General features: G+C 59.4%; 20 protein-coding genes and 1 riboswitch. Of the genes, 10 read left to right on the top strand and 10 right to left on the bottom strand.

Annotated features, from left to right (window positions below; genetic code table 11):
- The first annotated feature begins 497 nt into the window (after nt 1-497).
- Both purH and purD read left to right on the top strand, forming a co-directional pair.
- Complete coding sequence (gene purH, locus ACJ8QF_RS24440; RefSeq protein ID WP_442537970.1) at nt 498-2,087, top strand: bifunctional phosphoribosylaminoimidazolecarboxamide formyltransferase/IMP cyclohydrolase; 1,590 nt, start codon at nt 498-500, stop codon at nt 2,085-2,087.
- 48 nt (nt 2,088-2,135) lie between these two features.
- The gene (purD, locus tag ACJ8QF_RS24445; RefSeq protein WP_033631540.1) at nt 2,136-3,419 is read left to right on the top strand and encodes a phosphoribosylamine--glycine ligase; all 1,284 of its coding nucleotides are present in this window, start codon (nt 2,136-2,138) and stop codon (nt 3,417-3,419) included.
- Between the two features lie 49 nt (nt 3,420-3,468).
- Here purD and ACJ8QF_RS24450 read toward each other — a convergent pair whose 3' ends face one another.
- The 6 genes from ACJ8QF_RS24450 to nudC all read right to left on the bottom strand — a co-directional run bounded on the left by ACJ8QF_RS24450 (nt 3,469) and on the right by nudC (nt 7,844).
- Nucleotides 3,469-4,140 (bottom strand): DUF1481 domain-containing protein, encoded by a 672-nt coding sequence (locus ACJ8QF_RS24450; protein WP_028127643.1) that lies wholly within the window; start codon nt 4,138-4,140, stop codon nt 3,469-3,471.
- A gap of 36 nt (nt 4,141-4,176) precedes the next feature.
- Entirely contained in the window at nt 4,177-4,449 is a 273-nt protein-coding gene (gene hupA / locus ACJ8QF_RS24455; protein ID WP_004929874.1) for a nucleoid-associated protein HU-alpha, read from the bottom strand.
- A gap of 189 nt (nt 4,450-4,638) precedes the next feature.
- Nucleotides 4,639-5,229, bottom strand: coding sequence for a YjaG family protein (locus ACJ8QF_RS24460; protein ID WP_004929875.1), 591 nt, complete (start codon nt 5,227-5,229; stop codon nt 4,639-4,641).
- A gap of 48 nt (nt 5,230-5,277) precedes the next feature.
- Nucleotides 5,278-5,964, bottom strand: a complete 687-nt coding sequence (nfi, locus tag ACJ8QF_RS24465) for a deoxyribonuclease V (RefSeq protein ID WP_033631538.1) — start codon at nt 5,962-5,964, stop codon at nt 5,278-5,280.
- A 9-nt stretch (nt 5,965-5,973) separates the two neighbouring features.
- Nucleotides 5,974-7,038, bottom strand: coding sequence for a uroporphyrinogen decarboxylase (hemE, locus tag ACJ8QF_RS24470; RefSeq protein WP_049241902.1), 1,065 nt, complete (start codon nt 7,036-7,038; stop codon nt 5,974-5,976).
- Between the two features lie 38 nt (nt 7,039-7,076).
- The gene (gene nudC / locus ACJ8QF_RS24475) at nt 7,077-7,844 is read right to left on the bottom strand and encodes an NAD(+) diphosphatase (RefSeq protein WP_442537971.1); all 768 of its coding nucleotides are present in this window, start codon (nt 7,842-7,844) and stop codon (nt 7,077-7,079) included.
- 101 nt (nt 7,845-7,945) lie between these two features.
- On the opposite strand from nudC, the gene ACJ8QF_RS24480 reads away from it, so the two are divergent.
- The 8 genes from ACJ8QF_RS24480 (at nt 7,946) to ACJ8QF_RS24515 (ending at nt 15,676) form a co-directional block, all read left to right on the top strand.
- The gene (locus ACJ8QF_RS24480; protein ID WP_004929879.1) at nt 7,946-8,449 is read left to right on the top strand and encodes an Rsd/AlgQ family anti-sigma factor; all 504 of its coding nucleotides are present in this window, start codon (nt 7,946-7,948) and stop codon (nt 8,447-8,449) included.
- 39 nt (nt 8,450-8,488) lie between these two features.
- A riboswitch (TPP riboswitch) is annotated at nt 8,489-8,613 on the top strand.
- Between the two features lie 114 nt (nt 8,614-8,727).
- Entirely contained in the window at nt 8,728-10,671 is a 1,944-nt protein-coding gene (gene thiC, locus ACJ8QF_RS24485) for a phosphomethylpyrimidine synthase ThiC (RefSeq protein ID WP_442537972.1), read from the top strand.
- Nucleotides 10,664-11,314, top strand: a complete 651-nt coding sequence (thiE, locus tag ACJ8QF_RS24490) for a thiamine phosphate synthase (RefSeq protein WP_004929881.1) — start codon at nt 10,664-10,666, stop codon at nt 11,312-11,314. Before thiC ends, thiE begins: the two co-directional genes overlap by 8 nt.
- Nucleotides 11,307-12,056: a HesA/MoeB/ThiF family protein gene (locus ACJ8QF_RS24495; RefSeq protein ID WP_004929883.1), complete on the top strand. Its 750-nt coding sequence runs from the start codon at nt 11,307-11,309 to the stop codon at nt 12,054-12,056. The genes thiE and ACJ8QF_RS24495 overlap by 8 nt, the downstream gene beginning before the upstream one ends.
- The gene (thiS, locus tag ACJ8QF_RS24500) at nt 12,053-12,253 is read left to right on the top strand and encodes a sulfur carrier protein ThiS (protein ID WP_004929884.1); all 201 of its coding nucleotides are present in this window, start codon (nt 12,053-12,055) and stop codon (nt 12,251-12,253) included. Before ACJ8QF_RS24495 ends, thiS begins: the two co-directional genes overlap by 4 nt.
- A 1-nt stretch (nt 12,254) precedes the next feature.
- On the top strand, nt 12,255-13,034 hold the full coding sequence (locus ACJ8QF_RS24505; protein ID WP_286093736.1) for a thiazole synthase: 780 nt from the start codon (nt 12,255-12,257) through the stop codon (nt 13,032-13,034).
- Nucleotides 13,034-14,167 (top strand): 2-iminoacetate synthase ThiH, encoded by a 1,134-nt coding sequence (thiH, locus tag ACJ8QF_RS24510; RefSeq protein ID WP_044030298.1) that lies wholly within the window; start codon nt 13,034-13,036, stop codon nt 14,165-14,167. The genes ACJ8QF_RS24505 and thiH overlap by 1 nt, the downstream gene beginning before the upstream one ends.
- A gap of 729 nt (nt 14,168-14,896) precedes the next feature.
- Nucleotides 14,897-15,676: a helix-turn-helix domain-containing protein gene (locus ACJ8QF_RS24515; RefSeq protein ID WP_033631531.1), complete on the top strand. Its 780-nt coding sequence runs from the start codon at nt 14,897-14,899 to the stop codon at nt 15,674-15,676.
- On the opposite strand, the gene ACJ8QF_RS24520 is transcribed toward ACJ8QF_RS24515, so the two are convergent.
- The 4 genes from ACJ8QF_RS24520 to rpoC all read right to left on the bottom strand — a co-directional run bounded on the left by ACJ8QF_RS24520 (nt 15,662) and on the right by rpoC (nt 22,238).
- On the bottom strand, nt 15,662-16,936 hold the full coding sequence (locus tag ACJ8QF_RS24520) for a sensor histidine kinase (protein ID WP_280631038.1): 1,275 nt from the start codon (nt 16,934-16,936) through the stop codon (nt 15,662-15,664). The genes ACJ8QF_RS24515 and ACJ8QF_RS24520 overlap by 15 nt on opposite strands.
- A 1-nt stretch (nt 16,937) precedes the next feature.
- The gene (locus ACJ8QF_RS24525; protein ID WP_004929895.1) at nt 16,938-17,402 is read right to left on the bottom strand and encodes a hypothetical protein; all 465 of its coding nucleotides are present in this window, start codon (nt 17,400-17,402) and stop codon (nt 16,938-16,940) included.
- Nucleotides 17,402-17,848 carry a GNAT family N-acetyltransferase gene (locus ACJ8QF_RS24530; RefSeq protein WP_016929429.1) on the bottom strand — a complete coding sequence of 149 codons (447 nt, stop codon included), beginning with the start codon at nt 17,846-17,848 and terminating at the stop codon, nt 17,402-17,404. Before ACJ8QF_RS24530 ends, ACJ8QF_RS24525 begins: the two co-directional genes overlap by 1 nt.
- 166 nt (nt 17,849-18,014) lie before the next feature.
- Nucleotides 18,015-22,238 (bottom strand): DNA-directed RNA polymerase subunit beta', encoded by a 4,224-nt coding sequence (gene rpoC / locus ACJ8QF_RS24535; protein ID WP_004929899.1) that lies wholly within the window; start codon nt 22,236-22,238, stop codon nt 18,015-18,017.
- Between the last annotated feature and the right edge of the window lie 84 nt (nt 22,239-22,322).

Genomic DNA, 22,322 nt, shown 5'->3' on the forward strand with positions numbered 1-22,322 from the left:
GATTGTCTGATAAATTGTTAAAGAGCAGTGAGTTAGGCGCTTTCGCTTGCTAACTCGAGGTGGCGTATATTACGCTTTCCTCTTTCAGAGTCAACCCTAATTTTCAGGATTTTTTCTCTGCGACCCCCGGATACTCTGTGAAGTTGTTCACATGTTCCGTGTCGATGGAGGCGCATTATAGGGAGTTCCTCGCAGGCCGCAACAGGTATTTTCAGCAAAAACGATCGTTCGCTGCATTCCACAGCAAAACCCCGCCTTATACCCACTTGCGCACAGTGTTATCCACAGATGCGATTTGTACGGAAAATTTACGAGCGCCACGCAAACGTTTTCGCTACAATTCCCCGCGACGAAACGATCCCCCTTTTAATGGGGGCGTTACCTGAATATGTGCCTGACCCTCCCTTTATAAGGCAAAAAACCTTCCTTATAGAGAGAACGAGGTGGACATTCACGTAACGCTCTTTAATTGCGACTCAAAGCCAAGGGATAAAACCATGCAACAACCTCGTCCAATCCGCCGGGCCCTGCTCAGCGTGTCTGACAAAACCGGTATCGTTGAATTCGCCGAAGCGCTTTCCCAGCGCGGCGTTGAACTGCTGTCCACCGGCGGCACCGCCCGTCTGCTGGCAGACGCCGGTCTGCCCGTTACCGAAGTTTCCGACTACACCGGCTTCCCGGAAATGATGGACGGACGAGTTAAGACCCTGCACCCGAAAGTCCACGGCGGCATTCTCGGCCGCCGCGGCCAGGACGATGCCGTCATGAATCAGCATGACATCAAGCCTATCGACATGGTGGTCGTCAATCTGTACCCGTTCGCCCAAACCGTGGCGCGCCCGGATTGCTCGTTGGAGGATGCGGTCGAGAATATCGATATCGGCGGCCCGACCATGGTGCGCTCCGCCGCCAAGAACCATAAAGACGTCGCCATCGTGGTGAAGAGCAGCGACTACGCCGCCATCATTACCGAGATGGACAACAACGACGGCTCGCTGCGCTATGCCACCCGTTTCGATCTCGCCATCAAGGCCTTTGAACACACCGCCGCCTACGACAGCATGATCGCCAACTACTTCGGCGCGCTGGTGCCGGCGTACCACGGCGAGACCGAACAGCCGTCCGGCCGCTTCCCGCGCACCCTGAACCTCAACTACATCAAGAAGCAGGATATGCGCTATGGTGAAAACAGCCACCAGCAGGCCGCCTTCTATATAGAGGAAGAGGTAAAGGAAGCTTCTGTCGCGACCGCCGAACAGCTGCAGGGCAAAGCGCTGTCCTATAACAACATCGCCGATACCGACGCCGCGCTGGAATGCGTGAAAGAGTTCGACGAACCGGCCTGCGTGATCGTCAAGCACGCCAACCCTTGCGGCGTGGCGATCGGCGACGACATTCTGGCCGCCTACGAGCGCGCTTACCAAACCGACCCGACCTCCGCCTTCGGCGGCATCATCGCCTTTAACCGCGAGCTGGACGCCGCCACCGCGCAGGCGATCATCAGCCGCCAGTTCGTGGAAGTGATCATCGCGCCAAACGTCACCCAGGAAGCGCGCTCCCTGCTGGCCGCCAAACAGAACGTGCGCGTGCTGGCCTGCGGCCAGTGGCAGCAACGCGTGGCGGGGCTGGACTTCAAGCGCGTCAACGGCGGCCTGCTGGTGCAGGATCGCGATCTGGGCATGGTAACCGCCGCCGATCTGCGCGTGGTATCCGAGCGCCAGCCGACCGAACAGGAACTGCGTGACGCGCTGTTCTGCTGGAAAGTGGCCAAGTTCGTGAAATCCAACGCCATCGTTTATGCGCGTGACAATATGACCATCGGCATAGGCGCCGGCCAGATGAGCCGCGTTTACTCCGCCAAGATCGCCGGCATCAAAGCGGGCGACGAAGGGCTGGAAGTGAAAGGCTCCGCCATGGCCTCCGACGCCTTCTTCCCGTTCCGCGACGGCATCGATGCCGCGGCGGCGGTTGGCATCACCTGCGTGATCCAGCCGGGCGGTTCGATCCGCGACAACGAAGTGATCGCCGCCGCCAACGAACACGGCATTGCGATGATCTTCACCGACATGCGTCACTTCCGCCATTAATTCCTTTTGCCGCGTGCGCTCCGGCGCACGCCATTCGTGGAGCCCCTGATGAACATTTTGATTATCGGCAACGGCGGGCGCGAACACGCGCTGGCCTGGAAAGCCGCCCAGTCTCCGCTGGCGGATAAAGTCTATGTTGCGCCGGGCAATGCCGGCACCGCGCTGGAAGCCAATCTGGAAAACGTGGCGATCGCCGCCACCGACATCCCCGCCCTGGTCGCTTTCGCCCAGAGCCATGACATCGGTCTGACCATCGTCGGGCCGGAAGCGCCGCTGGTGATCGGCGTGGTCGACGCCTTCCAGGCCGCCGGTCTGAAAATCTTCGGCCCGACGCAGGCCGCCGCACAGCTCGAAGGCTCCAAAGCCTTCACCAAAGATTTCCTGGCGCGCCACCGCATCCCGACCGCCGAATATGAAAACTTCACCGAGGTGGAGCCGGCGCTGGCCTATGTGCGCCGCAAAGGCGCGCCGATCGTCATCAAGGCCGATGGCCTGGCGGCCGGTAAGGGCGTGATCGTCGCGATGACGCTGCAGGAAGCGGAAGAGGCGGTGCGCGACATGTTGGCCGGCAACGCCTTCGGCGACGCCGGCCATCGCATCGTGGTGGAAGAGTTCCTCGACGGCGAAGAAGCCAGCTTCATCGTGATGGTCGACGGCGAGAACGTGGTGCCGATGGCTACCAGCCAGGACCACAAACGTGTCGGCGACGGTGACACCGGCCCGAACACCGGCGGCATGGGCGCCTACTCCCCGGCGCCGGTCGTGACCGACGAAATCCACCAGCGCGCCATGGACCAGGTGATCTGGCCGACGGTGCGCGGCATGGCGGCGGAAGGCAATACCTACGTCGGCTTCCTGTATGCCGGCCTGATGATCTCCGCCGACGGCCAGCCGAAGGTGATCGAATTCAACTGCCGTTTTGGCGATCCGGAAACTCAGCCGATCATGCTGCGCCTGCGCTCCGATCTGGTGGAGCTGTGCCTGGCGGGTGCCGAAGGCCGCCTGAACGAGAAAAGCTCTGACTGGGACGAACGCCCTGCGCTCGGCGTGGTGCTGGCAGCCGGCGGTTATCCGGGCGACTATCGCAACGGTGAGGTTATCCAGGGGCTACCGCAGCAGGAAAGCGCCGACGGTAAGGTCTTCCACGCCGGTACGCGCCTGCAGGGCGATGACGTCGTCACCAGCGGCGGCCGCGTGCTGTGCGTGACGGCGCTGGGCGACACCGTGGCGCAGGCGCAGCAACGCGCTTATCAGCTGGCGGAAGGCATCCAGTGGCCGGGCAGCTTCTGCCGCAAAGATATCGGTTATCGCGCGATTGCGCGCGGCAAATAATTTGACCTTTCATGGTCATGACAAGAGGCTCCGCAGCGCGGGGCCTTTTTTATAGTTGGTCTTCTTTCGGTTCCCAGCTGCAGAAATCGTCGTTCGCCACCAGCAGCAGTTCGCTGCCTTCAGGCGCTTCCAGCCAGGCGACGCTCACCGGCCGGCTGCTGCTGCGGGCGCGCTTCTCGATCCAGACGATGGAGGCAGCATCCAGTCCCGGTTTCATGCTTTGGCCGTCGCAGGTTTGCACCTCGCCCTGCATCCAACGCCCCTGCAGCAATTTCACCTTGCCGGCGCGCAGCGCATTGCTCACTTCGAGGATCCGTCGCGCCTGATATTGATACAGGGCAATTTCATCGCGGGTCAGCGGTTCGCGGCGTGTCGCCAGTTGGCGCTGCATAAAGCTCACCGTGCCGTCGTCGGCAAAGCGCAGCTGAATAGAATCTCGATCGCCGTCGGCGTCGTTACGTTTGATTTGGCGCAGCACGTCGCCCTGATAGGTGTACAGCGTGGTAATGGTGCCCGGGCCGCGGTAAGGGCTGTAGACGCTGACCAACACTTGCGGACGATGTTGCTCATCGTCTTTACGCCACAGACGTATCACGCCCTGATCGGCCACGAAGCCGCTGGCGGTAAAGCTGGGGATATCGGAATGGAAACTGCAGGCGCTCAGGCCGACGGCGATGCCAACGGCCATGAGCGCCCGACGAGTAAACAAAAGGGGCGCCATCGCCCCCCTGTTTAATCTTTTCACCGAGGCGCGGTCTTATTTAACGGCGTCTTTCAGTGCTTTGCCAGAAACGAACGCAGGCACGTTGGCTGCTGCGATTTTGATTTCTTTGCCAGTCTGTGGGTTGCGGCCAGTGCGCTCGCTACGATGGTTTACTTTGAAAGTACCGAAGCCAACCAATTGTACTGCATCACCTTCTTTCAGAGACTCAGTAATTGCAGCCAGGGTGGATTCCAGAGCCAGTTTAGCTTGTGCTTTGGAAAGGTCAGCCTTGTCCGCGATTACATCAATCAGTTGAGTCTTGTTCATAAGTTATCCTTACAGTGTGTTTATCGTTTGCAAAGCATCGAGTGCGACGGATATGCCGATTGACAGCACTCTCCTGCATACACGCACCGATAGCCACTTTTTTTACGCCCCCCAAATGTAGACCAGACAGGGTGCGGATGTGAAGCCTTAAGGCATGACAAATCAGGCGTTAAATCACGTTTTGTTGCCTTATTGCGCTAAATTTATCCCGATGTTGCTGACGCCCGCCTCCCGCAGGTCGGATCGCAGCCCCTTGATCAGGTCTATATCGCGCTCTTCACAGGCGTCCAACAGGCGGAAAATTTCCCATTGAATGTCCCATTCTTCCTCTACCGCAGGCAAACTTTCCAACTCTTCGTCGGTCATTTCCTTACCGGCTTGGGTCATTTCCAACATCGCCACGGTGCGAATCGATGTTTCGCTGATGGCGATGGCGTGCTCCAGCGTCTCCCCGCCGAGCCGCGAATGGATCAGTTCCCCTAATGCGATACAGGCATCAATTGCCGGGTAAACGCCGTAAAGATCGTAATCTTCCGCCGACGGAATCGCCTCTTCCAACTTCTCGAGCTGGCTGTCGAAGTTGACCTTGGCGTCCTTCACCACCAGCGTTTCCCACACCAAATCCAGGATGCGGCGATAAACCGCCGGATCGCCGAACTCGGTCTGTTTGCAGAACATCTGGTAATTCGGGTACATACGCTCGCACAAACTGGCCATAAAGGTCAAATGTTGCCAGCCCTCGAGCCGTTCCAGACGTAAATGAATCGGGTTACGTAGCATGCTTTACTCTCTTACGCGTTATCTGCGGCGCAGTGTACCCGAAATCGCTCATGGCGACACCTCCGGATGCTGCTGCAACCACCGCTGAAACGCCGGACGGCGCGAAGCGATGGCGTCGGCCCAACGGGTCGGCTCCGGCAAACGGTAGCCCGCCATGCAGCGCTGCACCCACGCCAGCGCGCTGTCGGCGCCCACCCGGTGACCGGTAGAGATGAACAGCGGGTTGCAACGCGCCTTGCTACGCCATACCCAACCCAGCTGTTCTCCCTTATCTTCCAACGGCGCCAGCGCGCCGACGGCGGCGTCCAGCGGCGCGAATTTGCCGCACAGGCGCTTCTTGGCCACGCCGATGGTCGGCACATCGACCAGCAGGCCGAAATGGCTGGCGACGCCGAGGCGCCGCGGATGTGAAACGCCGTGCCCATCGACGAAGATCAGCCCCGGTTTTTGCCGCAGCTGCGCCCAGGCGGCCAACAGCGCCGGGTATTCGCGAAACGACAGGAAACCCGGGATATAAGGCATGACGGTGGCGATGCGCGCCACCTGATACTCCACCAGCTCCAGCGACGGATAGCGCAGGATGGCGATGGCGGCGCGCGTCACCGCGCCCTCTTGCTCGAAGCCCACATCGGCGCCGGCGATGAACGCCGGCGGTTCGGCCGGCAGCTCGTCGTAGCGAATGACTTCAGCGGCGCGCCGCAGCTGTTCGGCGCGCAGAGCCGCCATATCGGTCACATCGGATCCTTAACGGTGGTATTTCGCCGACTGCGCGTGTACCGCCTCGACGAAGGCCCCGGCGTGCTCCGGCGGCACATCCTGATGGATGCCGTGGCCCAGGTTGAACACATGACCGTTGCCGTGGCCGAAACCGGCCAGAATGGTCTCCACTTCTTCCGCGATGCGCGCCGGAGAAGCATAGAGCATCGACGGATCCATATTGCCCTGCAGCGCCACTTTGTCGCCTACGCGACGGCGCGCATCGGCAATGTCGGTGGTCCAGTCCAGCCCCAGCGCATCGCAGCCGGTGGCGGCCATCGCCTCCAGCCACTGCCCGCCGCCTTTGGTGAACAGCGTTACCGGCACGCGGCGGCCGTCGTTTTCACGCAGCAGGCCATCGACGATCTTGTGCATGTAGTGCAAAGAGAACTCACGGTAATCGCGCCCGGTCAGCACGCCGCCCCAGGTGTCGAACACCATCACCGACTGCGCGCCGGCCTTGATCTGGGCATTGAGATACAGGATCACGCTGTCCGCCAGCTTGTCCAGCAACAGGTGCAGCGTGGCCGGCTCGGCATACATCATCTTCTTCAGCTTGGTGAAGGCCTTGCTGCTCCCGCCTTCAACCATATAGGTAGCCAGCGTCCACGGGCTGCCGGAGAAGCCGATCAGCGGCACTTCGCCCTTCAGCTCGCGGCGAATGGTGCGCACCGCGTTCATCACATAGCCCAGCTCCACTTCCGGATCGAACGCCGGCAGTTTGTCGACGTCAGCGCGGCAGGTGACGGGGGAGCTGAAACGCGGGCCTTCGCCGGCTTCAAAGTACAGGCCGAGCCCCATGGCGTCGGGAATGGTGAGAATGTCGGAGAACAGGATGGCGGCGTCCAGCGCGTAGCGGCGCAGCGGCTGCAGCGTAACCTCGCAGGCCAGCTCCGCGTTCTTGCACAGCGACATGAAATCACCGGCCTGGGCGCGAGTCGCCTTGTACTCCGGTAAATAACGACCGGCCTGGCGCATCATCCATACGGGGGTCACATCCACCGGCTGGCGCAACAGCGCGCGCAGGTAACGATCGTTCTTCAACTCAGTCATTTATGGGGCTCCCTTAATAATCTGCCGGCCATTGTACATTATTCTGCCCGGCACAGCGCCACGGTGTCCTCAATCAAGCGGCGCGCCACGGTGCCGGGCGGCGGCAACAGCGGCAGTTGGTCGTAACGATACCAGCCGGCGTTGAGCAGCTCCTTGGGATCGTGACGAATCTCACCCTGGTGGTAATCGGCCATAAAGGCCATCATCAGCGAGTGCGGAAACGGCCAGGGTTGTGACGTGACGTAGCGCAGGTTCTTGATTTCAATATTGCTCTCTTCCATCACTTCGCGTGCCACCGCTTGCTCCAGCGTTTCGCCAACTTCAACGAAACCGGCCAGCACCGTGTGAATGCCGCCGCGATGGCGCACGTGCTGCGCCAGCAGGATCTGATCGTCGCGCCGAATGGCGACGATCACGCAGGGCGCGATCTGCGGGTAGTAGCGCTCCTTGCAATGGCCGCACAGGCAGGCGCTTTCGGTGCGGCTGAGGTACATCTCATGGCCGCAGTAGCCGCAATAGCGATGGGAGCGGTAGAAATCCGCCAACTGCACGCCGCGCCCGGCAAGCTGGAACAGACCACGATCCTGATCCAACAGCTGACGCACCGACCCCATCTCCCGCGGCATCGCCTGGCGCACCAGCCAGACCGGCGCGCCTTCCCACTCACCGATGACGCGCGCCATGTGGCCCTGCAGCCCGAGGGCGGCGGCGCTCCCCGACGGCAATTCACCGTTCGGTAACCAAAGTTTGCTTTCATGGCTGACGATCCACCAGCCGTTTTCATTGCCCGTTAATGCAAGTTCCATATCGTTGTTGCACAACCTCAGCTTCACTGGCACTCTACAAATCGGCTTTGTTACATTTTAATAACTTACCCGTTACTTTTGTTACTTACACGGAGTCAAACATGCTCAACCGTTTGGAAAGGCTGACTCAGCGCGTTGGCGGTAGTAATGAATTAGTTGATCAATGGCTTCAGGCCCGCAAGCAGTTGCTGGTCGCCTACTGCACGCTGGTAGGCCTCAAACCGAATAAAGAAAAGCATACGCCGCTGAATGAAAAAGCGCTGGAGAACTTTTGCCATAACCTGGTGGATTACCTCTCCGCAGGGCATTTTCATATCTATGACAGAATTATCAAACAAGTGGAAGGCGCAGCCAGTCCGAAAATGTCGCTGGCGGTGAACATCTACCCCAAGCTGTGGGCCAATACCGAACAGATCATGGCGTTCCACGATCGCTATACCGAAGTGGATATCGATCAGGAGGTTTGTCTGGAATTCCACCAGGCCTTGTCGGATATCGGCGAAACGCTGGCGGCGCGCTTTGCGCTGGAAGATAAGCTGATCCTGCTGGAAGCGGAAGCCACGCAGCAACCGCTGCCGGACCAGGCGCTGGATCCGGCGCGTTAAAATTTTATAGTTTTTTTTCTTATCCCTCCTATACTGGGGGGCATCTTGTCGGAGTGCCTAGCGCCTGATTTGTTCATCGAATCAGCCAGGCTGAGACCGTTAATTCGGGATCCGCGGAACCTGATCGGGTTAATACCCGCGAAGGGAACAAGAGTAATCTATCGCCACAGACACGGCCTTCCCCTTGCGGGCGCCCTGCCTTATCGGCCACCATCATTACTCCCTCCGAGCTCCAGACAAGCAACTTTCCCAACCCAACACACTGGTAGGAACTTGCTATGTCTAACGTTAATCCACCGCGCGCCCGTAAAGCGCAACGCGAAGCCGCCCAGCAGTTTATCGACACCCTGCAAGGCATGGCTTTCCCAAACTCACGCCGCATCTACCTGCAGGGTTCGCGCCGCGATATCCAGGTGCCGATGCGCGAAATTCAGCTCAGCCCGACCCTGGTCGGCGGCAGCAAAGATAGCCCGCAGTATGAACAGAACGAGGCGATCCCGGTGTATGACACCGCCGGCCCGTACGGCGATCCGCAAGCCGAGCTCGACGTGCACGCCGGCCTGGCCAAGCTGCGCGCCGGCTGGATCGACGCACGCGGCGATACCGCCACCCTGAGCGGTGCCAGCTCCGGCTTCACCCAGCAGCGGCTGGCGGACGAGGGGCTGGATCACCTGCGTTTCGAACACCTGCCGTTGCCGCGCAAGGCGTTACCGGGCAAGTGCGTGACCCAACTGCACTATGCCCGCGCCGGCATCGTCACCCCGGAGATGGAGTTCATCGCCATCCGCGAAAACATGGGGCGCGAACGCATTCGCGGCGAGGTGCTGCGCCACCAGCATCCGGGCCAGGGCTGGGGCGCCAACCTGCCGGACAACATCACGCCGGAGTTCGTGCGCCAGGAAGTGGCCGCCGGCCGCGCTATCATTCCCGCCAACATCAATCACCCTGAGGCGGAGCCGATGATCATCGGCCGCAATTTCCTGGTGAAGGTGAACGCCAATATCGGCAACTCGGCGGTCACATCATCGATCGAAGAAGAGGTGGAGAAGCTGGTGTGGGCCACCCGCTGGGGCGCAGACACCGTGATGGATCTCTCCACCGGCCGCTACATTCACGAAACCCGCGAATGGATCCTGCGCAACAGCCCGGTGCCCATCGGCACCGTGCCGATCTACCAGGCGCTGGAGAAGGTCAACGGCGTGGCGGAAAACCTCAGCTGGGAGATGTTCCGCGATACGCTGCTGGAACAGGCGGAGCAAGGGGTCGACTACTTCACCATCCACGCCGGCGTGCTGCTGCGTTACGTGCCGATGACCGCCAAACGCCTGACCGGCATCGTGTCGCGCGGCGGCTCGATCATGGCCAAATGGTGTCTGTCGCACCATCAGGAAAACTTCCTCTATCAGCATTTCCGCGAAATCTGTGAGATCTGCGCCGCCTACGACGTTTCGCTGTCGCTCGGCGACGGCCTGCGCCCCGGCTCAATTCAGGACGCCAACGACGAAGCCCAGTTCGCCGAACTGCATACGCTGGGCGAGCTGACCAAAATCGCCTGGGAATACGACGTGCAGGTGATGATCGAGGGCCCAGGCCACGTGCCGATGCAGATGATCCGCCGCAACATGACCGAAGAGCTGGAACACTGCCACGAAGCGCCATTCTACACCCTCGGCCCGCTGACCACCGATATCGCCCCGGGCTATGACCATTTCACCTCCGGCATCGGCGCGGCGATGATCGGCTGGTTCGGCTGCGCCATGCTGTGTTACGTCACGCCGAAAGAGCACCTCGGCCTGCCGAACAAAGAGGACGTCAAACAGGGCCTGATCACCTACAAGATCGCCGCTCACGCCGCCGATCTGGCCAAAGGCCATCCGGGCGCACAGATCCGCGATAACGCCATGTCCAAGGCGCGTTTCGAATTCCGCTGGGAAGATCAGTTCAATCTGGCGCTCGATCCGGCCACCGCGCGCGCCTATCACGACGAAACCCTGCCGCAGGAGTCCGGCAAGATCGCCCACTTCTGCTCGATGTGCGGACCAAAATTCTGCTCGATGAAGATTTCGCAGGAGGTGCGCGACTACGCCGCCGCCCAAGAGGCCGCCAAACCGATCGAGGTGCAGCTGACCGGCATGGAGAAAATGTCCGCCGAGTTCCGCGCCCGCGGCAGCGAGCTGTATCACAGCGCCGGCAATTTGCAGGAGGAGACCAGCAATGACTGATATCACGACCCCCTTCCCGGCGACGCCCCACAAACTGGGGCTTTACCCGGTCGTCGACAGCGTGGAATGGATCGCTCGTCTGCTGGAAGCCGGCGTCACCACGATCCAGCTGCGCATCAAGGATCTGCCGGATGAGCAGGTCGAAGAGGATATCGCTGCCGCCATCGCGCTGGGCCGGCGTTATCAGGCGCGGCTGTTCATCAACGACTACTGGCGGCTGGCGATCAAGCACGGCGCCTACGGCGTGCATCTGGGCCAGGAAGATCTCGATACCACCGATCTGGCGGCCATTCACCGCGCCGGGCTGCGGCTGGGCGTGTCCACCCATGACGACGCCGAACTGGCGCGCGCGCTGGCGGTGAAACCGTCCTACATCGCGTTGGGGCACATCTTCCCCACCCAAACCAAAGACATGCCTTCGGCGCCGCAGGGGCTGACGGAGTTGAAACGCCACATCGCCGGCCTGGCGGATTACCCGACGGTGGCGATCGGCGGGATCAGTATCGATCGCGTACCGGCGGTGCTGGCGTGCGGCGTCGGCAGCGTGGCGGTGGTCAGCGCCATCACCCAGGCGCCGGACTGGCGCGCGGCGACGGCCGAGCTGCTGCGGCTGATCGAAGGCGAGGATCCGAACGATGCTTAACGATCAGGAATTCCTGCGCTACAGCCGCCAGCTGCTGCTGGAGGACGTCGGCCCGGAAGGCCAGGAGAAACTCAAGCGCGCCACGGTGCTGATCGTCGGTTTAGGTGGGCTCGGTTCCCCGGCTTCGCTGTATCTGGCCGCCGCCGGCGTCGGCACGCTGCTACTGGCCGACGACGACCAGCTGCACGTCACCAACCTGCAGCGGCAAATCCTCTACCGCAGCGCCGATACCGCCACCGGCAAGGCGGCGCTGGCGCAACGCCACCTGCAGGCGCTGAACCCGTTGGTGGAATCCATCCCGCTGGCGCAGCGGCTGCAAGGGCAAGCGCTGCGCGACGCGGTCGCCCGCGCCGATCTGGTGCTGGACTGCTGCGACAATATGGCGACCCGCCATGAGGTCAATGCCGCCTGCATCGCCGCCGCCAAGCCGCTGATCAGCGGCAGCGCGGTCGGCTTCAGCGGCCAGCTGCTGGTGCTCGAGCCGCCCTATGCGCACGGCTGCTACGCCTGCCTGTACCCGGAGCAGGAAGAGCCGCAGCGCAACTGCCGCACCGCCGGGGTACTCGGCCCGGTGGTGGGCGTGATCGGCACCCTGCAAGCGCTGGAGGCCATCAAGATGCTGGCCGGCATGCCTTCTTCCCTCAGCGGTAAACTGCGGCTGTTCGACGGCAAGCAGCAGAGCTGGAGCACGCTGCAACTGAGCCAGGCCCGTGCCTGCCCGGTATGCGGAGGCGCGGCATGAAGATCCGTTTGAACGACCAACCGCTGGAGCTGGCGCAGCCGCTCAGCGTCGCCGCCCTGCTGGCCCAGCTGGAACGCCACCAGCCGGGTACCGCGCTGGCGATCAACCAAACCATCATCCCACGCGCCGACTGGGCCGACCATCAGGTGCAGGACGGTGACGACATTTTGCTGTTTCAAGCGATCGCCGGAGGCTGACATGCTGAAAATCGCCGATACCACTTTTACCTCGCGCCTGTTCACCGGCACCGGCAAGTTCGCCACCCCGGCGCTGATGCTGGAGGCGCTGGCGGCCTCCGGTTCGCAGCTGGTGACCATGGCCATGAAGCGCGTCGATCTGCGCGGCGGCAACGACGCCATTTTGGCGCCGCTGCAGCAGCTGAGCGTCAGGCTGTTGCCCAATACCTCCGGCGCCAAAACGGCCGCCGAAGCGGTATTCGCCGCCCGGCTGGCGCGTGAAGCGCTCGGCACCCGCTGGGTGAAGCTGGAGATCCACCCCGATGTGAAATACCTGCTGCCGGATCCGATAGAAACGCTGAAGGCGGCGGAAACGCTGGTGAAAGACGGTTTTGTGGTGTTGCCCTACTGCGGCGCCGATCCGGTGCTGTGCAAACGGCTGGAAGAGGCGGGCTGCGCGGCGGTGATGCCGCTCGGCGCCCCTATCGGTTCCAACCGCGGTCTGCGCACCCGCGACTTCCTCGAGATCATCATCGAACAGGCCAAGGTGCCGGTGGTGGTTGACGCCGGTATCGGCGCGCCGAGCCACGCGCTGGAAGCGATGGAGCTGGGCGCCGACGCGGTGCTGGTGAATACCGCCATCGCCGTGGCGCGCGATCCGGTGCAAATGGCGCGGGCGTTTCGCCTGGCGCTGGAGGCCGGAGAGCTGGCGCGCAGCGCCGGGTTAGGCGCGAGCCAGCGCGGTGCGGTCGCCTCGAGCCCGCTGACCGCCTTCCTCAGCCAGCCAGAGGAGGCACAGTGATGGCCGACGATTTCAGTAGCCGCTGGCAACAGCTGGATTGGGACGATATTACGCTGCGCATCAACGGCAAAACCGCGCGCGACGTGGAACGCGCGTTGAACGCCGACAAGCTGACGCGCGACGACTTTATGGCGCTGATCTCCCCCGCCGCCGCGCCGTATCTGGAACCGCTGGCGCAGCGGGCGCAGCAGCTGACCCGTCAGCGATTCGGCAACGTCGTCAGCTTCTATGTGCCGCTGTACCTCTCTAACCTGTGCGCCAACGACTGTACCTACTGCGGCTTTTCGATGAGCAACCGCATCAAGCGCAAAACGCTGGATGCGGCGGAGATCGCACGCGAGTGTGAAGCCATCCAGGCGCTGGGGTTCGAACATCTGTTGCTGGTCACCGGCGAGCATCAGACCAAGGTTGGCATGGACTATTTCCGCCGGCACATCCCGGCGATCCGCCGACACTTCAGTTCGCTGATGATGGAAGTGCAGCCGTTGGCGCAGGAGGAATACGCCGAACTGAAAACGCTGGGCCTGGACGGCGTGCTGGTGTACCAGGAAACCTACCATCCAGCCACCTACCTGCAGCATCACCTGCGCGGCCAGAAGCAGGATTTCCATTGGCGCCTGGCCACGCCGGATCGCCTGGGGCGCGCCGGGATCGACAAGATCGGTCTCGGTGCGTTGATCGGCCTGTCCAACAGTTGGCGCACCGACTGCTACCTGCTGGCGGAACATCTGTTTTACCTGCAGCAAACCTACTGGCAGAGCCGCTACTCGATCTCGTTCCCGCGCCTGCGCCCCTGCGCCGGCGGCATTGAACCGGCGTCGATCATGAGCGAGCCTCAGCTGGTGCAGCTGATCTGCGCCTTCCGGCTGTTCGCGCCGGACGTTGAGCTGTCGCTGTCTACGCGTGAGTCGCCGTACTTCCGCGATCATATGATCCCGGTGGCGATCAACAGCGTCAGCGCCGGATCCAAGACGCAGCCCGGCGGCTATGCCGATGACGTGCCGCCGGAGTTGGAACAGTTCGAACCGCACGACGGCCGCACGCCGCAGCAGGTCGCCGAGGCCATCAGTAACGCCGGGCTGCAGCCGGTGTGGAAAGACTGGGACGGTTATCTGGGACGCGGTGCGCAATAAGCGGCAACGTTTACCGCCGCGTGAAGAAAACGCTGGAGCGGCCGCGCAATGCCGAACGGTGGCGCTGGCGCCGGCAGGCCCGCCGGCTATAGTGACCTTGCCGGCCGCCAAACCCGGCGCCGGCCGGGGCCGTCTCCCTCTCGATGGCCCCGCCTTATCCCATCCCGGATCGCGCCGGAGATTCTCTTGCGCGACTCCGGGCTCTCTCCGCAGCAACGCGCATATGGCGTATCGCGGCCTGTAAGGGTGTACGGGCAGGTGCCTTGTCGGCTAAAGGACTGTGGCATAACGGTGCTCGGCACTCACTCAGCGGTGAAACTCATAGGACGCTGTTGCGGCAGAAAAGTGGGGAGAGAGGAAAAAAGAAGGTACAGCGACGAAGAGAGGTTCGAGTAGCCATCCCCGGTGCTGCCAATGGCCCTGGTGTCGGCCGCGGATCTTTTTGCCGCCTGCTCCCTGCTTACGGACAAGAGCAGGCGGTTTATTTTGTGAGACTGGCACCCCCCCAGGACGCGAATCACACAGTATGTGCGCTAATTAACCACATAAACGGCTAAATGTGAATGTCTTTTGAGTGTTTTTTTATTTGTCATCGAGTGTGTTTTGAGTTTGCCAAGGAAAATCAAACTGATATCACCGCAATAACCGAGGCTTCATCTATAATCCAGCACGGGTCCTCACGCAGGTTTTGCAACGCTCGCGGTTAACATCAAAAAAGCCAAGGTTGTCATGAAGAAAACGCCAAATTACATCGATGCAATCAGCGCGTTGCTCACTCTGAAAGGAGTTGGCGACAGAAAACATGCCTCCACGATGGCCAACATACTGAACCTTCAGTACAACAGCGCCAAACAGAAGCTGGATGGCAAAAGGGGCATCACCCTCGATGAAGTCAAAAAGGTTTTCCAGTATTTCAACGAGCCGTTTGCCGGCCAAAGGACACATAACGGCGTGTTTATCATGAACAGCATTCACAAGCGCTGTAACATTGAGGTCGACGAGCGCCCGGTCACGCAAGCGGACAACGACGAAACTTACGCCTACAAAAAGGACGATCTTTTCATCATCAACACCAATCGGGAATATGCAGCCGATGCCCCGCTGTATAAAGTCAACAAGATAGACTTTCTGCCGGCCCCGCGCATCGCGATCCTGGATAATGACGGCGATATTCTCGAACTGTTGAAGAAGATCGCCAGCCGCTACGGCATCGAGGCTGAGACCTTTCAGACGGCGGACGCCATGCTGGCCGCGCTGGAGCAGCAGTCCTTTGAGGCGTTTATTTTGGACTGGCTGTTGGACTTCGGCGAGACTTCCGAACGCGTGGTGAAGAAAATTAAAGACGCCCTCGATCCGCACGCCCGCATCATCATTCTGACCGGCCAGCTGAATCACTACGAGAAAAACATCGGCGATATGATCCTGCACTATGACGTGCACCTGGTGGAAAAACCGACCAAGCCGCTGATTATCTCTTCGCTATTGCTGTCGAACCTATTCTTTAATTAGTTTGACCGGAATACGGATCAAAAACGATGAGCCACCCCCTTCGACGGATTTGACCTTGATGGTGCCTTTCATCGTCGTGACGTAATTTTTGATAATGGTCAGCCCCAGCCCTAATCCCTGCCGCGTCTCCCTTTCTACCCCCTGATTGAACGCCTTATATAACCGATCCAGATTATCGACGTTAAACCCGATGCCGGTGTCTTTCACCCGTAAATACAGATTGCCGTGACACACCTTCACATTGAGGGCGATCGCGCCGTGGTGGGTAAACTTATCCGCGTTGCTGAGCAGGTTGGCCAATATTCGGTAGAGCTTGTATTTATCAGAACCAATCAGGCCGGCATAAGACGAACGGTGGATCATGAGGCGATTGCCTCGCCCGGCGCCGATGCCGGTTACGGCATCGTCCACCACCTCATTCAGCCGGAAGGTGGAAATATTGATTTTAACTTCTCCCATCTCAAGCCGAGAATAATCCATCACCTCGCGCGTTTGTTCGGCGATCTTGTTACCGTGATAGGAGATCAGGCGGGCTTCTTTTTTCAACTCTTCCTGCGCCAGCTCATGTTCCATGATATCCGCGGCAATGACGATGGCCTGGGTCGAGCCGGCGATCTCGTGGTAGATGGAAGAGATAAAGATGTTCTTGTTCTTGATGATCTCTTTCAACGAGAAGGCGTTTCTCAGCACCAGGAACATCATCAGGAACACTAAAATCAGCGAAAAGAGGGCGAACATCTCGGCTTTACTCGAGTTGTCCTGGATGATGCCTTTCACTTCGGTAAAGTTTTTAATCTGTATCCGATAAATAATTTCCTGGATATCGACCAGCGTACCCTCGATATCATCCATATAAGAGAGAATGTCCGCCTTGTTTTTCAGCCCCACCAGCAAGCCGGCAGAAAGATCGTCCAACGTGCGATACTGCTGCTTCAGCAGCGCAACATTTTTGATGAACTCGTCGTCGTAATAAAAAGAGTCGCTGAAGGTCGAACGGCTCTCCAGGATCTGAATCTTCGAGTAGAAGATTTTCTTTTTGATCTGGAAGGCGTCGTAGTCGTTGTTTTCACTGAGCAACAGCGCGATTTTGGTCCTTTCAAACGCCAGAAACAGGATCTCGGCCACCGAGTAGTTGTCCAGATTGGGCTCGATCTGCTTATAGCGCTCTTTTACGCCGCCGAAGTTAATGGCAATCAACAAAATCAATAAGGAGAAGATGGCAACCAACGCGATAAGAGTACCGATCAGTTTTTTGCTCATCTTATTTCAGCTCCAACCGTTTCACTTGCCAGACGGTTTTCGCATTCACATCCAGGTTATTCAGTTCGGCATAGCCATCGCGCGGATAAATAATGGCGAACGGCCCCAGCTCACCAACGTCGATCGGCTTGCCGCCGCGCTGGTAGGCGACGATCACACGGTATTTAATCATCTCGTCAATCGGCATCGAATAGGAGTAATCATCCCAGGCGAAAGCGCGCACCGACTGGCCTTTCAGGTGGTAGGCTTTCACTAACTCCGCAAACTCAACGCCGGTGAACGTATCTTCCGGGGTGAAATTGGTCGAGGTTTTAATCGTGTGCTGCGGCATCGCCTCCAGCATCTGCCGGGTTATCTTGATCTTCTCGCCGTCGAGCGGTTTCAGGTAAAAATAGTCAACGGCCGCATACAGCGGTGCACTGAACAGCGAAAGCAGCAGTAACGTCATCAATCCTTTGATTGTCATTATTCACCCTCTTTGCGTTTCACCAGTTCGGCCTGGCCGAACTCATCCTGCCCGACCACGGCCCAGCCGTGATGTTGATAAAAGCCTTCGGCTTTGGAGCCCGGATCGGTGGTTAAGTGGATCGCTTCGGCGCCGCGCTCAAACATCCAGGCGGTGACTCGCGCCAACAAGGCGGAGCCGATCCCCTTCGACTGGTATTCCGGCTTCACGAACAGGCCGCCGATCAGCGGTTCAGGGATGAATAACCCGAAGCCAACGCCGGCATAGTCGTCGCCATGCTTGCAGATCCAGCCGCCGCCCTGGTTGATGTCCTCCAGCGCCTGCCTGCGCTGCAGATACTGGATCTGATGCGGATGCAGCAGGTTCTCTTCAACGGAAAAGCGGATCTCATACAGGTAAGGCAGGTGTTGCGCCGTCAATTTTTCGAAGGTAATGAGGCTGTCCATATTCGCACTGTCCTTGGTTGTCTGGTAAAAGCGCCGGTCAATTTCTGCTGTAACCATAGTAGCAAAGTTTGCTCGGCCCCGGCATGAGGCGAAAAAAAACCGCCCCCGAGGGAGCGGTTTATCTGGCGATGGGCCCGGCATACCGGGCCCGCGGCGCGGATGACGATTACTCGTCGTCGCTGCCGCCCAGGCCTGCGTTGAGCAGCTCGGCCAGGTTAGCCGTCGCTTCTTCCGCGCTGACTTGCGGAACAACCGGCGCTTCACCCTGAGCACGGCGACGCATGCGATCCTGATGATAAGCGTAACCGGTACCGGCTGGGATCAGACGGCCCACGATGACGTTCTCTTTCAGGCCACGCAGTTCATCACGCTTGCCGGCTACGGCAGCTTCGGTCAGAACGCGCGTCGTTTCCTGGAACGATGCGGCGGAGATGAAGGACTCGGTCGCCAAGGATGCCTTGGTGATACCCAGCAGATCGCGCGAGAAGGTTGCCGCGATTTTACCTTCAGCTTCCAGCTGACGGTTGGCAATCTTGACGCGAGACACTTCAGCCTGCTCGCCTTCCAGGAACTCGGAGCCACCAGCGCTAACGATGGTGCCTTTACGCAGCATCTGACGAACGATAACTTCGATGTGCTTATCGTTAATCTTAACGCCTTGCAGACGGTAAACTTCCTGCACTTCGTTGGTGATGTAGCGGGTAACCGCATGCACGCCACGCAGACGCAGAATGTCGTGCGGAGACTCTGGGCCGTCGGAAACGACGTCGCCACGTTCCACCACTTCGCCTTCGAACACGTTGAGCTGACGCCATTTCGGAATCATCTCTTCGTAAGCGTCGCTGCCGTCCAGCGGAGAGATCACCAGGCGACGTTTGCCTTTGGTCTCTTTACCGAACGAGATAATCCCGCTGATTTCAGCCAGGATTGCCGGCTCTTTCGGACGACGCGCTTCGAACAGGTCGGCAACGCGCGGCAGACCACCGGTAATATCCTTGGTACCGCCAGATTCCTGAGGAATACGCGCCAGGGTATCACCCGCACCGATCTGAATGCCGTCTTCCAGCTGAACGATCGCTTTGCCCGGCAGGAAGTATTGAGCAGGCATATCAGTACCTGGGATCAATACGTCTTCGCCCTGAGCGTCAACGATTTTCAGTGCCGGACGCAGGTCTTTACCGCTACCGGTACGCTCTGCGCTGTCCAGAACAACCAGAGAAGACAAACCGGTCAGTTCGTCGGTCTGACGAGTAATCGTCTGGCCGTCGACCATGTCCGCGAAGCGAATGAAGCCGCTGACTTCACTGATGACCGGCATGGTGTGCGGATCCCAGTTAGCGACGGTTTCGCCGCCGTTAACTTCTTCACCGTCGCCTTTGCCCATCACGGCGCCGTAAGGCACCTTGTAGCTTTCTTTGGTACGGCCGAATTCGTCGATCAGTTTCAGTTCGGTGTTACGCGAGGTGATCACCAGCTTGCCTGCGGCGTTCATAACGAACTTCGCGTTGCTCAGCTTGATGCTACCCTTGTTTTTCACCTGAATGCTGGATTCAGCAGCCGCACGAGATGCCGCACCACCGATGTGGAACGTACGCATCGTCAGCTGTGTACCCGGCTCACCGATGGACTGTGCCGCGATAACGCCGATGGCTTCGCCTTTGTTGATGATGTGGCCACGTGCCAGGTCGCGACCGTAGCAGTTAGCACACACACCGAAGTCGGTTTCACAGCTCACCACGGAACGGACTTTAACGCTGTCGACGGAGTTCTCTTCCAACAGGTCACACGCCTTCTCGTTCAGCAGGGTGTTGCGTGGCACCAGAATGTCCGCCGTACCCGGCTTGAGGACGTCTTCTGCCGTCACACGGCCCAGAACGCGTTCACGCAGCGGCTCTTTCACGTCGCCACCTTCGATAACCGGAGTCATCAGGATGCCGTCGTGGGTGCCACAGTCGTCTTCGGTCACCACCAGATCCTGCGCGACGTCAACCAGACGACGGGTCAGATAACCGGAGTTCGCGGTTTTCAGTGCGGTATCCGCCAGACCTTTACGAGCACCGTGGGTGGAGATGAAGTACTGGAGTACGTTCAGACCTTCACGGAAGTTCGCGGTGATTGGCGTTTCGATGATGGAGCCGTCCGGCTTCGCCATCAGACCACGCATACCGGCCAGCTGACGAATCTGAGCGGCGGAACCACGCGCACCGGAGTCGGCCATCATAAAGATGCTGTTGAAGGAAACTTGCTGTTCCACTTCGCCGTCACGGTTAACCACGTCTTCTACCGACAGGTTTTCCATCATCGCTTTCGCAACGCGTTCGTTCGCGGCAGCCCAGATATCGATCACTTTGTTGTAGCGTTCGCCGGCGGTAACCAGACCAGACTGGAACTGCTCCTGGATCTCGGCAACTTCGGTTTCCGCTTCTTCGATGATCTCCGCCTTCTTGGCCGGGATAACCATGTCGTCGATACCTACGGAAGCGCCGGAACGGGCTGCGTAAGCAAAGCCGGTGTACATGATCTGGTCAGCAAAGATAACGGTCGGCTTCAGGCCCAGGATGCGGTAACAGGTGTTAAGCATCTTGGAGATCGCTTTCTTGCCCAAAGGCTGGTTAACGATCGCGTACGGCAGACCTTTCGGTACGATCATCCACAGGATGGCGCGGCCGATGGTGGTGTCGATGATGCTGGTCTGAGAGGTCCACTCGCCTTCGGCGTTCTTGACGTCTTCGGTGATACGCACTTTAACGCGCGCATGCAGAGACGCCAGGCCGGCGCGGTAAACGCGCTCAGCTTCTTTGGAACCGTTCAGCACCATGCCTTCGCCCTTGGCGTTAACACAGTCGCGGGTCATGTAGTACAGACCCAGTACAACGTCCTGAGAAGGAACGATGATTGGCTCGCCGTTCGCTGGGGACAGGATGTTGTTGGTAGACATCATCAGCGCACGCGCTTCCAGCTGGGCTTCCAGCGTCAGCGGTACGTGAACAGCCATCTGGTCACCATCGAAGTCGGCGTTATAGGCCGCACAAACCAGCGGGTGCAGCTGGATCGCTTTACCTTCGATCAGAACCGGTTCAAACGCCTGGATACCCAAACGGTGCAGGGTTGGTGCACGGTTCAGCAGTACCGGGTGTTCGCGGATCACTTCGTCCAGGATATCCCAAACGACGGCTTCTTCACGCTCAACCATTTTCTTGGCGGCTTTGATGGTGGTGGCCAGGCCACGCAGCTCCAACTTGCCGTAGATGAACGGTTTGAACAGCTCCAGCGCCATCTTCTTAGGCAGACCGCACTGATGCAGACGCAGGTATGGACCTACGGTGATTACGGAACGGCCGGAGTAGTCAACGCGTTTACCGAGCAGGTTCTGACGGAAACGACCCTGCTTACCTTTGATCATGTCGGCCAAAGATTTCAGAGGACGTTTGTTGGAACCGGTGATGGCACGACCGCGACGGCCGTTATCCAGCAGGGCGTCTACCGCTTCTTGCAGCATACGCTTTTCGTTGCGCACGATGATGTCAGGCGCAGCCAGATCCAGCAGGCGTTTCAGACGGTTGTTACGGTTGATCACGCGGCGATACAGATCGTTCAGATCCGACGTCGCGAAACGGCCGCCATCCAGCGGAACCAGCGGGCGCAGATCCGGCGGCAGTACCGGCAGCACGGTCAGGATCATCCACTCCGGCTTGTTACCGGACTGTACGAACGCTTCCAGCAGCTTGATACGCTTGGTCAGCTTCTTGCGCTTGGTTTCGGAGTTGGTTTCGTTCAGCTCTTCACGCAGCTGCTCGCACTCGGCTTCCAGATCCATGTTTTTCAACAGGGCCTGAATGGCTTCCGCACCCATCTTGGCGTCGAATTCGTCACCGAACTCTTCCAGCGCGTCCAGATACTGCTCTTCAGTCAGGATCTGACGGCGCTCGAGGTTGGTCATACCGCCTTCGACCACCACATAGGATTCGAAGTACAGTACGCGTTCGATGTCACGCAGCGGCATATCCAGCAGCAAACCGATGCGGGATGGCAGCGATTTCAGGAACCAGATGTGCGCGGTCGGGGAAGCCAGCTCGATGTGGCCCATGCGCTCACGGCGCACTTTGGTCTGGGTCACTTCAACGCCGCACTTCTCACAGATCACGCCGCGGTGTTTCAAGCGCTTGTACTTACCGCACAGGCACTCGTAATCTTTTACCGGCCCGAAGATACGGGCGCAGAAAAGGCCGTCACGTTCAGGTTTGAACGTACGGTAGTTAATGGTTTCCGGCTTCTTAACTTCACCGAACGACCACGAACGGATCATGTCTGGCGAGGCCAGAGCAATCTTGATCGCATCAAACTCTTCGGTCTTAGTTTGCGCTTTCAGAAACTTCAATAAGTCTTTCACGGATTGGCTCCTGTCGGAGTTAAACCTGTTGGGTACCCACAACCGCAGTAGGTACCCGTGTGACCTGAACAACCACCCTCAGGC

The sequence above is a fragment of the Serratia sp. CY81684 genome (genome assembly GCF_052166595.1).
GTDB classification, from domain to species: Bacteria; Pseudomonadota; Gammaproteobacteria; order Enterobacterales; family Enterobacteriaceae; genus Serratia; species Serratia nematodiphila.